This window comes from Methylobacterium currus (assembly GCF_003058325.1).
GTDB classification, from domain to species: Bacteria; Pseudomonadota; Alphaproteobacteria; order Rhizobiales; family Beijerinckiaceae; genus Methylobacterium; species Methylobacterium currus.
Map to the genome: position 1 here is coordinate 4452326 of NZ_CP028843.1, position 13829 is coordinate 4466154.

Consider the following 13829-nt stretch of genomic DNA (forward strand, 5'->3'; position numbering starts at 1 on the left):
CTTCACTGTCGCGAGACCTGCCGCCGCCAGACCTGACGAGTGCGATCATCCCATGTCGTCCCTCTCCAAGTCGTCCCGCTCTGAGTCGTCCCACTCCGAGTCGTCCCTTCCCACGTCGTCCCTCTCGATCCTGGACGTCGATGCGGTGCGCGCCGCCCCCGTCGCGCACGATCCCTACCATTACTTCCTGGGCCGGCAGGTCCTGCGATCCGAGGCGGTCGCCGACCTGAAGCGCGACTTCCCGGCCATCGCCAAGCCCGGCTACCTCACGGTGGACGAGGTGCAGCTCACCGGCCGCTTCAAGGACCTGATCGAGGAGCTCGAGAGCGACGACTTCTCGCGGGTCCTGAGCGAGAAGTTCGGAATCGACCTCGTCTCGTGCCCGCGGCTCACCACCATCATGCGCCGCTCGCAGCCGAAATACGGTGCGATTCACACCGACGGCCCCTCGAAGGTGATGACGCTGCTCGTCTACATGAACGACGAGTGGGACGCGCCGGAGGCCGGGCGCCTGCGCGTTCTCTACGACGGCGAGCGGTTCGAGCCCTACGCGGTCGAGGTGCCGCCGACGATGGGGACGATGTTCGCCTTCCTGCGGGCGGACAATTCCTGGCACGGCCACCGGCCCTTCGAAGGCGAGCGCCGGGTGGTGCAGGTCGCCTGGGTGAAGGACGCGGCCGAGCTGGAGCGCAAGCGCAAGCGCAACCGCACGGCGCAGTTCCTGAAAGGCATTTTCGGCCGTTAGGACAGTGTCCGCCGGGCGACACCGACGATTTCGCTGCGTGCTCGGCCCCGTCACCCATGTCCACGGGGTTCGCGGGCGCTCTAAGACTTGACCACCGGCATCCGCCGGGGGACGCTTGGGGGCATCATGAGGGCGTTTCACCGCGCGGGCCTGCACTTGGCCGGGCTGCACTTGGCCGGCCTGTTCGTGCTGGCCGGTGCGGCCTGGATGGCCGGACCGGGCCGGGCCGTCGCGCAGTCGGACCTCGAGTTGCCCGCCGATCCGCCGGTCCTGTCGAAGCCCTACCGCTCCACGATCCCGATCTACCGCCGCCGTCCGCCGCCGGATGCGATACCCCCGGAGGCGGGCCAGCCGGCGAGCGGCTGGCGCGAGCCGCCGGGCCGGATCGGCGCCCGCGACGGCGCGCCGCAGGAGGGGGCAGCTTCGTTGCGGGAATCGCCACAGGATTCCGGCTTCGGCCCGGTGAAGGCCGCGCCGGCTCACGACCTCGCGCCCGATGACGATCCGGAGGAGCGCGCCCCGGGCGCACCTGCCCGGGCCGTGGCGCAGCCGACGAAGCGGGAGATGCGGCAGGAGACGCGACAAGAAACGCAGACAGAGATCCGGGCCGCCGCGCGCCCGGCCGGGCGCGCGGCCTCCGTGCGGGAGATTCCGCGCCAGACCGACGCGCGCCAGGCCGAGGCGACGGCCGAGGACGACGAGGAGGAGACCGCGCCGGCCTATACGGGCGTGTGGGGCCCCAGCGCCGCGGCCTGCGCCCGGAGCCGCTCCGCCCGTCACGGCTTCCTGCCCGCCGTGATCCGGCCGGGAAGCGCCCAAGCCGGCAAGACCCTGTGCCAGTTCCGCGACAGGCGGCGCGACGGCCGCACCTGGACCGTCACCGCCGCCTGCCGCAGCGCCGGCCGCCGCTGGACCTCGCGGGTACGCCTGACCGTGGCGGGAAGCCGGCTGACCTGGGCGAGCGAGCGCGGTTCGACCACCTATACCCGCTGCGCCGGCGGCTGAGGGGCAGATCCGGAAAACCGCCTGCAACCGGGCTTGACTCGGCGCAAACACCGGTGGTGGAAAAGGGGCCCGCCGTGAAGAGAGCCCCGATGGCCCCGTCCCGCCCGCCCGCCGCGTCGCCGCTGCGGACCCGCGTCCCCGTCCTGCGGCCGGGCTCGCGCGCATGACCGGCAAGCTCGTCGCGGTCGCCAACATGAAGGGCGGCGTCGGCAAGACGACCAGCGTGGTGATGCTGGCCGACGCGCTCGCCGCCGGCGGCGCCTCGGTGCTGGTGATCGACCTCGATCCGCAGGCCAGCGCCTCGGTGTGCTTTGCCGGCGACGGCATCCTGGCCGAGATGATCACCGGGGGCCGCACCCTCGACTACTATCTCGGCCTGCGCATCGTCGACCGCGACAAGGCCGCCCTGCCGGACTTCATCCGCGACTACGTCAGCAGCACCACGCATCTCGGCGAGCCGCTGCCGATCTCGCTGCTCGCCTCCGGCCCGTCGCTACGCATCGTCGAGCGCGAGATCATCTACGCGCTCACCAAGCGCAAATACTCGATGCACGCCATCGAGGGCCATCTGTGGAAGCTCTTCCAGGAGGATTTCGCGCCGCTGCGCGAGCAGTACGGCTACGTGCTGTTCGACTGCGCGCCCGGCATCTCGCCGATGACCGAGGTGGCGATCCGGGCGAGCGACCTCGTCGTGGTCGCCTGCATCTCGGACTTCCTCTCCACCTACGGGCTCAAGGCGTTCTACGAGACGATCTGGGGGGTCGGCAGCGCCTCGGAGAGCATGCTGGCGCCCAAGCGCCCGCCGCACGTGCTCATCACCCGCTGGCAGAACACCAAGCAGCAGGCGACGACCTACGCCACCCTCCAGGAGAGCGCCGCTGCGGAAGGGGCGCGGTTCCGTCTGTTCAAGACCCGGGTTCCGCAATCGGCAGCCCTGGCAAACGCGCTCACCCTCGAGTATCAGACCTTTGCCAACAAGTATCGTGACCAGACACGCGACCTGATCGGCGAGGTGATCACGCCGGTGGTGACCGAACTGAAGGAGGCCCTGGATGGCGCTTGAGATCGACGGCCTCGCGGTCCTGTGCGCGATCGCGGAGGCGCCGGAGGCGTTTCCGGCGATCCGCAGCGACGTCACCAAGGCCGCCCACGCCCTGGTGACGAAGCAGCTGAAGGCCAAGACCCTCGACCTGGCGGGCCTGCGCGCGGTGCGCGAGGCGCTCGGCCCCCAGCCCCTGGCGCTGATCGTCGACGGGCTGAAGGATGCCGAGGTCAAGGCCCTGGTCACCCGCCTCGACAAGCACCACCCGGACCTCAAGGACGGGCCGGCCGTCACGCATCGCCGCCACCTGATGGCCCTCGCCGCCGATCTCGACCCGGTCGCAGCCCCGGCGGCGAAGCCGAAACCCGCGAAGGCGCCGGCCAAGGGGACGGCCAAGGGGACGGCCACGCCCAAGCCTGCTGCCAAGGCCCCCGTCGATACCCCCGCCGAGCCGTCCGCGGCGCCCGAGCCCGCGCCGCCCCCCGCGAAGGCGCGCATCCCGGCCCGCGGCAAGACGGGCCCCGCCGACGCCCTCGCCTCCGCCGCCATGGCGGCCCGCCCGCCGCGGCGCCCGCGCCAGCAGGAGTGATCGGGTTTCTGCCGATCTGATCCAGTAGCGATCACGCGCAGATTTCCCCCTCTCCCCGCGGGCGGGGAGAGGGAGAAAGCCGCGCTCGCCCTTCGTTTGGACGAAGCAGGCGGCCCCGTCTCACCCCCGCATCAGCGTCGGCGTCCCGAGCCGCGGGGTGATGCCCTCGCGCATCACCAGGCGGCGCAAGGGCGCGATGGTCGAGAGGGCGAGCAGCCCCGCACCCCGGGCGAGGTCGCTCGGCAGGAAGGCGGTGAGCAGGCTGCGGTTGAGGGTATCGACCGCGCCGGTGCGCAGGCGGGCATCGAGGGCCCGGCTGCGGGCGAAGCCCGAGAGCACCGACTCGGCCCCGGCATCGCGGGCGCCCGCCACCGCATCGCGCAGGGCCGCCGCGTCGCGAAGGCCCAGGTTCAACCCCTGTGCGCCGATGGGTGGGAAGACGTGGGCGGCCTCGCCGACCAGCGCCAGCCGCGGCCCGACCGGGCGGGGCACCGACAAGCCGCGCATCGGCACCAGGCCCCGCGGCCCGTCGATCCGCATGGCGCCGAGCATCGACTGCGCCTGGCGCTCGATCGCCGCGGCAAGCGCGGCGTCGTCGAGGGCCGCGAGGCGCTCCGCCCGCGCCTCGGCGGAGACCCAGACCAGGCTCGAGCGGCGCCCGCCCGGCAGCGGCACCAGGGTGAAGGGCCCCTCGCGGGTATGGAACTCGGTCGAGACCTCGCGATGGTCGCGGGTATGGGCGAGGATCGTGGTCAGGGCCTTCTGCGGGTAGGTCCAGCGCCGGACCGTCAGGCCCGCCGCCTCGCGCAAGGGCGAGCCGCCGCCATCGGCCGCGACGACGAGGCGCGCCGCGACGTGGCCGCCACCCTCCAGCGCCAGGACCGCACAATCCTCGGCCAGGGTGCGGCCGGCGGCGTCGCGCTCGACGAGGGTGAGGTCCGGGATGGCGCGGGCGCGGGCGCGCAGGGCCTCGACGAGGCGGGCATTCTCGATGTTCCAGCCGAAGGCGTCGAGGCCGATCTCGCGGGCGACGAACCGGGCCGGCGGCGGGCGAAACAGGCTGCCGGTGTCGTCGATCAGGTGCATCTCGGCGAGCGGGGCGGCCTGGGGCTCCAGCGCCTCCCAGGCGCCGAGCGCCCGCAGCAGCCGCACCGACCCGTCGAGGAGCGCCACGGTGCGCCCGTCCGCCACGGGAGCGTGGCGGCCGACGAGCGCCGTGCGCAGGCCGTCGCGGGCGAGCGCCAGGGCCGCCGCCAGGCCGACCGCCCCGGCGCCGACCACCGCCACGTCGTAGAGGGGCTCCTCCGGATGGGCATCTGCGGGATTCGGGTCGGCTGTCTGGCTCACGAAACGGGTCCTCGCATGGTCTGTCCGGAGATCTGGGGCCTGCAGGGCCGCTGTGCCATCCCGGCCATTGCCGATTGCAGGGCCGCACCTATGATCCCGGCCGCAAACCAAGAGCATGATGGGAGCGGGCGATGCCCAAGGCGATCCGGGTTCACGAATATGGCGGCCCCGAGGTGATGCGCTACGAGGAGGTGACGGTCGGCGAGCCCGGCCCTGGCCAGATCCGGGTGCGCCAGAGCGCGGTCGGCGTCAACTTCATCGACATCTACTTCCGCTCCGGCCACTACAAGGCGCCCCAGCTCCCCTTCACCCCCGGCAACGAGGGCGCCGGCACGGTGGTGGCGGTCGGCGAGGGCGTCACCGGCTTCAAGCCGGGCGAGCGGGTCGCCTACGGCTCGGCCTCGGGCACCTATGCCGAGGAGGTGGTGATCGACACCAAGCAGGTGGTGCGCCTGCCCGACGGCATCGACGACGACACCGCCGCCGCGATGATGCTCAAGGGCCTCACCACCCAGTACCTGCTGCGCCGCACCTACAAGGTCCAGCCTGGCGACACGATCCTGTTCCACGCCGCCGCCGGCGGCGTCGGGCTGATCGCAACGCAATGGGCGAAGCACCTCGGCGCCACGGTGATCGGCACCGTCGGCTCGGAGGACAAGGCCGAGCTCGCCCGCCAGCACGGCTGCGACCACGTCATCCTGTACCGCAACGAGGATTTCGCCGCGAAGGTCAAGGAGATCACCGGCGGCAAGGGCTGCGCGGTGGTCTATGACGGCGTCGGCCAGGCGACCTTCCCGGCCTCGCTCGATTGCCTGAGGCCCTTCGGCTATTTCGTGAATTTCGGCAGCGCCTCGGGGGCGATCACGCAATTCGACATCAGCCTGCTGGCCCAGAAGGGCTCGCTCTACGCCACACGCCCGACCCTGTTCACCCACACCGCCGACCGGGCGGTGCTGGAGGAGATGGCCGCCGACCTGTTCGAGGTGGTGCAGAGCGGCGCGGTGAAGATCCCGGTCCATACCCGGGCGAAACTCGCCGACGCCCCGAAGGTCCATGCCGACCTCGCCGGACGTCAGACGACGGGTGCCACGGTGATGCATCCGTGATCATCTGATGCAGAATCATCGGGCCGCAAATCGGATTTCGCACCAGTGAATCCCGCATTGACGACGATGACCTGCGAGACGCAAAAAATCTAAGCGGACGAACCGGTGGCCCGACACCGCTTCGTCCGCCTAGAGTTCCGCAGCGGCATCCGGGCCGAATCGGCCTTCACCGGACCGCTCCCGGATGTCCCGGCGGAGACCCGACACGATGGATTCGTACGCCCTGCAGGCGACCGAGACCGATCTGCTCCTCGTCATCGACGTCCAGGCCGATTTCCTGCCCGGCGGCACGCTCGCGGTGCCGGACGGGGATGCGGTGATCGCACCGATCAACGCGCTCGGGCGCACGTTCAAGCACGTCGCCCTGACCCAGGACTGGCACCCGGCGGGCCATGCCTCCTTCGCCACCAGCCATCCGGGCAAAAAGCCCTTCGGCACCGTGCGTCTGGCTTACGGCGAGCAGGTCCTGTGGCCGGAGCACTGCATCCAGGGCACGCCCGGGGCGGAGCTGTCGCCGCTCCTCGCCCTGCCGCACGCCGAATTGATCATCCGCAAGGGCTACCGGCCCGGGATCGACAGCTACTCGGCCTTCCGCGAGGCCGACCGCATCACCCCGACGGGCCTCGCCGGATACCTGCGCGAGCGCGGCTTCACCCGGATCTTCCTGTGCGGGCTCGCCACCGATTACTGCGTCGGCTGGAGTGCCATCGACGCCCGCGAGGCGGGGTTCCAGGCGGTGGTGGTCGAGGATGCCTGCCGGGCGATCGACCTCGACGGGTCCCTGGAGCGGGCCTGGGGCGACATGGCGGCGGCCGGGGTGGAGCGGGAGGAGAGTTGGGCCATCGGGGGATAGGGCCCCTTCTTCGTCACTCCAAGCTCCGCCATGCGGCACCGGGGTGACGGCAAGGTTAGAAACCTGTCGAGCCTATCGACTGGCGTCGAGGGCTCAGCCTCAATCCTCGGGCCGACCCCATTTGCGGTCGAACGAGTGGGCGATGTGACACGCGTAGAGCAAACCGCCGACGCTGAAAACGACGGCGGTCACTGCAACCTGTATGGTCAGGGTACAGGTCAGCATGTCAGTTCTCATACCCTCGCGCCTTGGCATCGACACGTCGATGCCAAGGCGTCCGGCGCATCAGCGCCGACGCCCGTTCGGGCTTAGCCAGCGCCTTCGAACGGGTCCGTTCGAAGGCGCGGCGGTATCACTGCGCAGGAACGTGAACGCGCCTTGGACCGCACGATGTAGGACGAGTCCGGTCACGAGCCAAACGAGACTCTTCGGCCAAGCCTGGGTCATACCCGTCACCGTCGGCATGATGACCCCAGCGCCGATCACACCGAGCGCCAGGGCGTTGAAGTAGCTCGCGAGCCGCTTCAGCCGCTCGTTGATGCGCTTGGCCGCGAGCTTGCGCGCTTGGTGCGGGCCGCCTCGTCCACCGCCTACACCGCCACCCCGTGCAGGTCGTAGGCATCCGCCGACTCGATCTTCACCGTCACGATGTCGCCGACCCGGACCGGGCGGCGGAAGGCGACGTGGACGTTGCCGTCGATCTCGGGTGCGTCGTATTTCGAGCGGCCCTTGGCGACGGTCGGGCCGGCGGCGTCGATGATCACCGGCAGGCGCTTGCCGACCTTGGCCTTCTGCAAGCGGAGCGAGACCGCCTGCTGCGTCTCCATGAAGCGGCGCTGGCGCTCGGCCTTCACGGCGTCCGGCACCGCCTCCGCCACTTCGTTCGCGGGGGCGCCGCGCACCGGCTCGTACTGGAAGCAGCCGACGCGCTCGAGCTTGGCCTCCTTCAGCCAGGTCAGCAGCTCCTCGAACTCTGCGTCGGTCTCGCCCGGGAAGCCGACGATGAAGGTCGAGCGGATCGCGAGGTCCGGGCAGGTCGTGCGCCAGGACCGGATGCGCTCCAGCATCTTCTCCTGGTTGCCCGGGCGGCGCATGCGCTTGAGCACCGTCGGGCTCGCGTGCTGGAGCGGCATGTCGAGGTAGGGCAGGACCTTGCCCTCGGCCATCAGCGGGATGACCTCGTCGACATGGGGGTAGGGATAGACGTAGTGCAGGCGCACCCAGGCGCCGAGCTCGCCCAGTTCCTTGGCGAGGTCGTAGAAGCGGGCCCGCACCTCGCGGTCGCGCCATTGGCTCGTGGCGTAGCGGGTGTCGATGCCGTAGGCGCTGGTGTCCTGCGAGACGACGAGCAGCTCCTTGACGCCGGCCTTCACCAGCTTCTCGGCCTCGCGCAGCACGTCCGCCGCCGGGCGGCTGACGAGGTCGCCGCGCAGCTGCGGGATGATGCAGAAGGTGCAGCGGTTGTTGCAGCCTTCCGAAATCTTCAGGTAGGCATAGTGCCGCGGCGTCAGCTTGACGCCCTGCGGCGGGACCAGATCGAGGAACGGGTCGTGGGCCGGGGGCACCGCCTCGTGGACCGCCGCCACCACCGATTCGTAGGCCTGCGGCCCGGTCACGGCGAGCAGGTTCGGGTACTTCTCGCGGATCTCCTCCGGCTGGGCGCCCATGCAGCCGGTGACGATCACCCGGCCGTTCTCCGCCATCGCGTCGCCGATCGCCTGCAGCGATTCGGCCTTGGCCGAATCGAGGAAGCCGCAGGTGTTGACGATGACCACGTCGGCGCCGTCGTGCTTGCGCGCCAGCTCGTAGCCCTCGGCCCGCAGGTGGGTGAGGATGCGCTCGGAATCGACCAGGGCCTTGGGACAGCCGAGCGACACGAAGGAGATCTTGGGGGCGGGTGCGTTCATGGGCAGGGCAGATTTCGGCGAGGGCTGGATGCGGTGCCGGCCCACGGCCGAGGCGGCAGCGAGCAGGATCAAGGATTTAGGGAAGGATGCTGGGGCAGGCCTCTAGCACAGGGCAGGGCGTGCGTCACGGGGCCGGCACCTCGGCTCGGCATCTTGGCCCGACGGGCAGCTTCCGTTGCGGCCCCGGCCTCCGGTATCACGGCGCGATGTGGAGCCGCCTCGTCACCCCCCTCGATCCCGCCGCCGCCGCGTCCCGGCTGCGCGCCAACGGGCCTCGCAGGCTGTCCGGCCTCGCGCTCCTCGACAGCGCGATGCGGCACGACACCCTTGGGCGCTACTCCTACCTCGCCGCCGATCCGTTCGGGTCATTCCGGGTGCGCGGCGGCCAAGCCTTCTGGAACGGCGTCGGCGTGCCGGGCGCGCCCCTCGCGGCGCTCAAGGCGGTGCTGGCGCCCTGGCGCACCGAACCGGATCCCGCCTTGCCGCCGTTCCAGGGCGGGGCGATCGGGTACATGGCCTATGATTTCGGTGCCAGCCTGGAGCGGGTGGCGCCGCCCGCGCGCCGGGCCGGCCTTACCCACGACCTCGCCTTCGACCTCTACGCCACTCTGGTCGCCTTCGACCACCGGGCCGGCACCTGCCACCTGATCGCCACCGGATTCCCCGAGACCGACCTGGGCGCCAGAGCGAGGAAGGCCGCCTCCGATCTCGACGTCCTGGAGGCGGCCCTGAACGGCCCCGAACCGGCTGGCGAGGCCATCCCGGTGCCACCCCTCGCCTGGCGGTCGAACTTCACGGCAGAATCCTATGCGCAAGCGGTCGAGCGGGTGCGGGACTACATCCGGGCCGGCGACATCTACCAGGCCAACATCGCCCAGCGCTTCGAGGCCGCCCTGCCGCCGGGCTTCGATGCCTTCGCGTTCTACCGGCGCCTGCGGGCGCGCAACCCCGCGCCCTTCGCGGCCTATCTGGAATTCGACGGCCTCACCGTCGCCTCGTCCTCGCCCGAGCGCTTCCTGCGCCTCGACGACCGGCAGGTCGAGACCCGGCCGATCAAGGGCACGGCGCCGCGCGCCGCCGACCCGGCCGAGGACCGCGCCAGGGCCGAGGCGCTGCTCGCCAGCGCCAAGGAGCGGGCCGAGAACGTGATGATCGTCGATCTCCTGCGCAACGACCTGTCGCGGATCTGCGCCCCCCACAGCGTCGCGGTGCCGACGCTCTGCGGGCTCGAGACCTATGCGGGGGTGCACCACCTCGTCTCGGCGGTCACCGGCACCCTGCGGGAGGGGGCGGACGGTCTCGACCTCCTGGGCGCGACCTTCCCGGGCGGCTCGATCACCGGGGCGCCGAAGCTGCGCGCCATGGACATCATCACGGAGATCGAGGGCGATGCCCGCGAGCTCTATTGCGGGGCGATCGGCTGGATCGGCTTCGACGGCAGCCTCGACACCAGCATCGCCATCCGCACGGTGCTGATGGACGAGACCCGCGCCGTGCTCCAGGCGGGCGGCGGAGTCACGCTGCTCTCGGACCCGGAAGCCGAGTACCACGAGACCCTGATCAAGGCCGAGCGGGTCTTCTCGGCCTTCGCGAGCGGGGAGGGCGCATGATCCTCGTCATCGGTAGCGGCTGCCTGCGAAAGATCATGCTTCGCAGATAGTTGAGTGCTGTCAGAGTGTTAAGCCGGGTCCGACCGTGCTACAACGGTGTGCCACTCATGCTCTACAGGCTCGTTCGCCCGGTGAAGCGGCCAGACTCCTCCGTCCCCCAGTTCGTCCAGCGCATCCCGACCGATATCCTCCCGCTCGTGGCAGGCCGCACGCTCAGCCTGCCGCTCGGAGCCGAGACCGTCCTTGTCCGCGTGACGCCGAAAATGCGTAGCATCCGCTTCTCGCTGCGCACCCGTGACCCCGCCGAGGTGAAGGCCCGGCAGGGGCAGGTTGCGTCAGCCCTGGAGCGGCATTGGACGGCTCTGCGCAACGGGGCACCCATGAGCCTCAACCATCGCCAGGCGACCGCCCTCGCGGGTGACCTCTACCGCTCGTGGGCCGATGCTGGGGCGGATCGCACCCTTGCCGTTCAGCTCATGCCGGATGGGCGCTGGGCTCGCGTCCGGGTAACGCCGGAGGAGGAGGCAGCCGGGTTTGCCAGTGCCAAGGAGAACCTTGAGGCCGCCCTGGCGACTGGCGATCCGTCCGAGCTTCAGACCCCGCTCGGGCCGCTGGTAGACCGCTTGTTGCGGGATCGCGGTATCGGCAGCGTGGACGACGACACGCGGCTCCTGCTCCTGGAGACCTTCGGCCTGGCCTTGCGGGACGCGTTCGCCGCCCGCGAGCGGAATGCCGAGGGCGATTACAGCCCCGATCCCAAGGCCGCACGGTTCCCCGAGTTCGAGCCGCCGGCCCGCACCCAATGCACCGCCGACGCCGCGCCGCCCAAGACCACCCTGTCTGGCCTCGTCGCCGATTGGTGGGCGGAGCGGAAGGCGGCGGGAACGAAACACGGCACGTTCGAGAGATACCGCCAGGCAGTCGCTAATCTCAGCGCCTTCCTCGGGCACGATGATGCGAACCGTGTCACCGTCGAGGACGTGATTGGCTTCAAGGACCACCGCCTAGCCAGCATCAGCCCGCGAACCGGGAAGACGCTCTCGGCGCAAACCGTGAAGTCCGGCGACCTGAACGGCCTCAAGGTCATCTTCGGGTGGGCCGTCGCGAACAAGCGGCTCGCGAGCAACCCCGCCAAGGACGTGACGCTGAAGCTCGGCAAGCCTCAGAAGCTCCGGGGGAAGGGCTTCACCGACGAAGAGGCGAGCGCGATCCTGAAGGCCGCCTTGGAGTACAAGCCGCCGCGCGGGGAGGGGTCTTCGGTCGCTGCCGCCAAGCGGTGGGTGCCCTGGCTCTGCGCGTACAGCGGCGCACGCCTCGGCGAGATGTGCCAGCTTCGGAAGCGGGATATTCGACAGCACGGCCAGCACTGGGTCATCACCATCACGCCGGACGCCGGCACGGTGAAGACCAACCAGGCCCGGGAAGTCGTGCTTCACCCGCACCTCTTCGAACTCGGCTTCCTGGAGTTCGTCCAGAAGGCACCGGCGGGCCACCTCTTCGTACGGGAGGCCGCGGACGGGACCATCTGGAAGTCTCTGGGGAGCCTCAAGTCTCGCATGGCGCTCACCGTCAGGGCGACCATCACGGACGCGAACGTGGCGCCCAACCACGGCTGGCGGCATCGCTTCAAGACGGTCGGGCGTGAGGCCGGCATTGATGGTTGGGTGCTCGATGCCATCCAAGGCCACGCCGCACGGACCGAGGGCGAGGGCTACGGCGAGGTGACCGTCAAGACGCTGGCGGATGCCATGGCGAAGTTCCCGAGGATCGACGTGAGGTAGTGCGCCGGGTGGCCGGGCTGCCGGTTTAAGCCGAGGGGTCACCCACCTGAGAAGACACCCACGCGCAGCGGCAGCGAGGTTCCCCCCTGGTAGGGGGCCCGGGTATTCCCTCCGCAGCGAACGCGAGCCCCGCCGGGGGCCTCTCCGGGAGGCAGCCGCCGAGCCGGTGCCGAGCCGCACTGAGGCCCGCCCTGCCGCGGCTGGAGGCACCGCCGCGCATCTCAGGCCACCACTAGGCCAGCCGCCCGCCCTCGGGCTACCCTCCCGCCGTGTCATCGAGCCCCGTCACCCGCCGCCGAGGCGCCGAGCCACCCGCCGGTCCCGCCATCGGCACCTTTTGTCCGCATGAGTATACCCATGCGGACGATGCTCTCGGCCCTCTGCTCAAGTCGTCCCGGACTTTGAGCGCCCGCCTCAGGCGGCGCGCTTCGCAATCTTGGCGATCGTCGCCCGGCTGCATCCCGTGGCGCTCTGCACCTGAGACCAGGACACGCCCTTTGCGAGCATCGCTGCGATGCTAGCGTTGCGCTCGGCGTCCTCCGGGCGGCCCTTGTAGCGCCCTTCGGCCTTGGCCCTGGCCTGGCCTTGCGCTTGCCGGCGGCGGCGGTCGTCGTAGTCCTTGCGCGCCACCGCGGCGAGCACGTCGAGCATCATTCCGTTGACCGCCTCGAACACGCGGGCCGTGAAGTCGTCGGGGCTGGCCGTCGCCATCATGTGCGAGGTCGGCAGATCCAGGGCGACGATGCGGATGCGCCGGGCCGAGATCTCCGCCTTCAGCTTCTCCCAGTCCTCGGCGGTGAGGCGCGAGAGGCGGTCGACCTGCTCGACCAGGAGCACGTCGCCCGGCCGCGCATCCTTCAGCAGGCGGAACAGCTCGGGACGGGCGATCTTCGCGCCGCCCTCGTTCTCGACGTACCAGCTCGCGACGTGGAGTCCGCGCTCGGTGGCGAAGGCGTCGAGCTGCGCGCGCGCCCGCTCGGCATCCTGCTCGGAGGTGGAGGCCCGGAGGTAGGCGCGGACGAACATGGCGGAGCCCATCGGTTCAGTTTGGATGGTTCATATCATGCCAGTTCATTTTGAATGGTCAAGTGGTGCTTATTGAACCGCCTAGGGGCTGGTTCACCAAGGGAATACCCAACCTGAACCATCACGAGGCGCCTGCCGCGCGCCCTGCGGGATCTCGTGGTCCGCTGCGCAGGGCATGAAGGTGGGCTTAACCGTACAGCGTGATAGGCTCCTTCGGCATGGAGGCCCGCCAAGTCGGGGAGCAGAGATGCCGATCCGGCGGGAGCACCGCTTCTTCTATCCCATCGACTGGCCTCAGCTCTCTGACGCGATCCGCTTCCGGCGGGCGCGGGGCCGATGCGAGGAATGCGCCCGCCCGCACCTGCAGCGGGTCTTCCACCTCGGCGACGGCCGGTGGTGGGATGCCGAGATCTCGGGCTGGCGCGACGGCCAGGGCCGCCGGCTCCGGCAACGGCTGCGCGATCAGGACCTGCTTGCCCGAGTTCGCATTACGAAGGTGGTGCTGGCGGCGGCCCACCGCGACCACGACACGGCCAACAACGAAGACGCCAACCTGGCGGCGTTCTGCCAGCGCTGCCACATGCTGCACGACCGCGACGAGCATCAGCGCCGTCGCTGGCATACCCTGTTCCGGCGCAAGGCTATGGGTGACCTGTTCCAGGGGCCGTACTCGGCCGTCTGAGGCCGCCACCGCGGCCGGCCGAAGAAGGTCGTAGCTGCCGCCAAGTGATCAGCGACGAGCCATACCAGAACGCTCCTAGCAGCTGATCATTGGCCCGTCAGTCACATCAGTTCTTCTGCCGCCTCTCGGCCGCTCG

The 13829-nt window shown here is 70.4% G+C and carries 12 protein-coding genes; 9 read left to right on the plus strand and 3 right to left on the minus strand.

Annotation, left to right across the window (positions count from 1 at the left end; all coding sequences use genetic code 11):
- Positions 1-52: 52 nt before the first annotated feature.
- From DA075_RS20710 to DA075_RS20725, 4 genes are all read left to right on the plus strand, one after another.
- Positions 53-745 (plus strand): 2OG-Fe(II) oxygenase, encoded by a 693-nt coding sequence (locus tag DA075_RS20710; RefSeq protein WP_099954825.1) that lies wholly within the window; start codon positions 53-55, stop codon positions 743-745.
- Positions 746-871: 126 nt separating this feature from the next.
- Positions 872-1750: a hypothetical protein gene (locus tag DA075_RS20715; protein ID WP_123834373.1), complete on the plus strand. Its 879-nt coding sequence runs from the start codon at positions 872-874 to the stop codon at positions 1748-1750.
- Between the two features lie 163 nt (positions 1751-1913).
- The gene (locus tag DA075_RS20720; RefSeq protein ID WP_099954827.1) at positions 1914-2813 is read left to right on the plus strand and encodes a ParA family protein; all 900 of its coding nucleotides are present in this window, start codon (positions 1914-1916) and stop codon (positions 2811-2813) included.
- On the plus strand, positions 2803-3381 hold the full coding sequence (locus DA075_RS20725) for a hypothetical protein (protein WP_099954828.1): 579 nt from the start codon (positions 2803-2805) through the stop codon (positions 3379-3381). Before DA075_RS20720 ends, DA075_RS20725 begins: the two co-directional genes overlap by 11 nt.
- 120 nt (positions 3382-3501) lie before the next feature.
- Here the strand turns inward: DA075_RS20725 and DA075_RS20730 are convergent, their stop codons facing one another.
- Entirely contained in the window at positions 3502-4728 is a 1227-nt protein-coding gene (locus DA075_RS20730) for a UbiH/UbiF family hydroxylase (protein WP_244936253.1), read from the minus strand.
- A 131-nt stretch (positions 4729-4859) separates the two neighbouring features.
- On the opposite strand from DA075_RS20730, the gene DA075_RS20735 reads away from it, so the two are divergent.
- Entirely contained in the window at positions 4860-5834 is a 975-nt protein-coding gene (locus DA075_RS20735; RefSeq protein ID WP_099954830.1) for a quinone oxidoreductase family protein, read from the plus strand.
- 208 nt (positions 5835-6042) lie between these two features.
- Positions 6043-6687 (plus strand): bifunctional nicotinamidase/pyrazinamidase, encoded by a 645-nt coding sequence (pncA, locus tag DA075_RS20740; RefSeq protein ID WP_174800106.1) that lies wholly within the window; start codon positions 6043-6045, stop codon positions 6685-6687.
- A 590-nt stretch (positions 6688-7277) separates the two neighbouring features.
- On the opposite strand, the gene rimO is transcribed toward pncA, so the two are convergent.
- Positions 7278-8594: a 30S ribosomal protein S12 methylthiotransferase RimO gene (gene rimO, locus DA075_RS20745; protein ID WP_099956704.1), complete on the minus strand. Its 1317-nt coding sequence runs from the start codon at positions 8592-8594 to the stop codon at positions 7278-7280.
- A 206-nt stretch (positions 8595-8800) separates the two neighbouring features.
- Between rimO and pabB the strand changes: the two genes are divergently transcribed.
- Together pabB and DA075_RS20755 are read left to right on the plus strand one after the other, a co-directional pair.
- Positions 8801-10204: an aminodeoxychorismate synthase component I gene (gene pabB, locus DA075_RS20750; RefSeq protein ID WP_099954831.1), complete on the plus strand. Its 1404-nt coding sequence runs from the start codon at positions 8801-8803 to the stop codon at positions 10202-10204.
- 107 nt (positions 10205-10311) lie between these two features.
- A complete protein-coding gene (locus DA075_RS20755; RefSeq protein ID WP_099954832.1) occupies positions 10312-11985 on the plus strand; it encodes a site-specific integrase in 1674 nt (557 codons plus the stop codon).
- Between the two features lie 414 nt (positions 11986-12399).
- Here DA075_RS20755 and DA075_RS20760 read toward each other — a convergent pair whose 3' ends face one another.
- The gene (locus DA075_RS20760; RefSeq protein ID WP_099956705.1) at positions 12400-13011 is read right to left on the minus strand and encodes a recombinase family protein; all 612 of its coding nucleotides are present in this window, start codon (positions 13009-13011) and stop codon (positions 12400-12402) included.
- A 247-nt stretch (positions 13012-13258) separates the two neighbouring features.
- Here DA075_RS20760 and DA075_RS20765 point away from each other — a divergent pair, with 247 nt between their 5' ends.
- The gene (locus tag DA075_RS20765) at positions 13259-13693 is read left to right on the plus strand and encodes a hypothetical protein (protein WP_099954833.1); all 435 of its coding nucleotides are present in this window, start codon (positions 13259-13261) and stop codon (positions 13691-13693) included.
- The last annotated feature ends 136 nt before the right edge of the window (positions 13694-13829 follow it).

Bases quoted from the DNA above. Each gene is read 5' to 3' on its own strand.
- DA075_RS20755 (WP_099954832.1), top strand. From the start codon at position 10,312: ATGCTCTACAGGCTCGTTCGCCCGGTGAAGCGGCCAGACTCCTCCGTC.
- DA075_RS20765 (WP_099954833.1), top strand. From the start codon at position 13,259: ATGCCGATCCGGCGGGAGCACCGCTTCTTCTATCCCATCGACTGGCCT.
- pncA (WP_174800106.1), top strand. From the start codon at position 6,043: ATGGATTCGTACGCCCTGCAGGCGACCGAGACCGATCTGCTCCTCGTC.
- DA075_RS20725 (WP_099954828.1), top strand. From the start codon at position 2,803: ATGGCGCTTGAGATCGACGGCCTCGCGGTCCTGTGCGCGATCGCGGAG.
- DA075_RS20715 (WP_123834373.1), top strand. From the start codon at position 872: ATGAGGGCGTTTCACCGCGCGGGCCTGCACTTGGCCGGGCTGCACTTG.
- pabB (WP_099954831.1), top strand. From the start codon at position 8,801: ATGTGGAGCCGCCTCGTCACCCCCCTCGATCCCGCCGCCGCCGCGTCC.
- DA075_RS20760 (WP_099956705.1), bottom strand. From the start codon at position 13,011: ATGTTCGTCCGCGCCTACCTCCGGGCCTCCACCTCCGAGCAGGATGCC.
- DA075_RS20710 (WP_099954825.1), top strand. From the start codon at position 53: ATGTCGTCCCTCTCCAAGTCGTCCCGCTCTGAGTCGTCCCACTCCGAG.
- DA075_RS20720 (WP_099954827.1), top strand. From the start codon at position 1,914: ATGACCGGCAAGCTCGTCGCGGTCGCCAACATGAAGGGCGGCGTCGGC.
- DA075_RS20735 (WP_099954830.1), top strand. From the start codon at position 4,860: ATGCCCAAGGCGATCCGGGTTCACGAATATGGCGGCCCCGAGGTGATG.
- rimO (WP_099956704.1), bottom strand. From the start codon at position 8,594: ATGAACGCACCCGCCCCCAAGATCTCCTTCGTGTCGCTCGGCTGTCCC.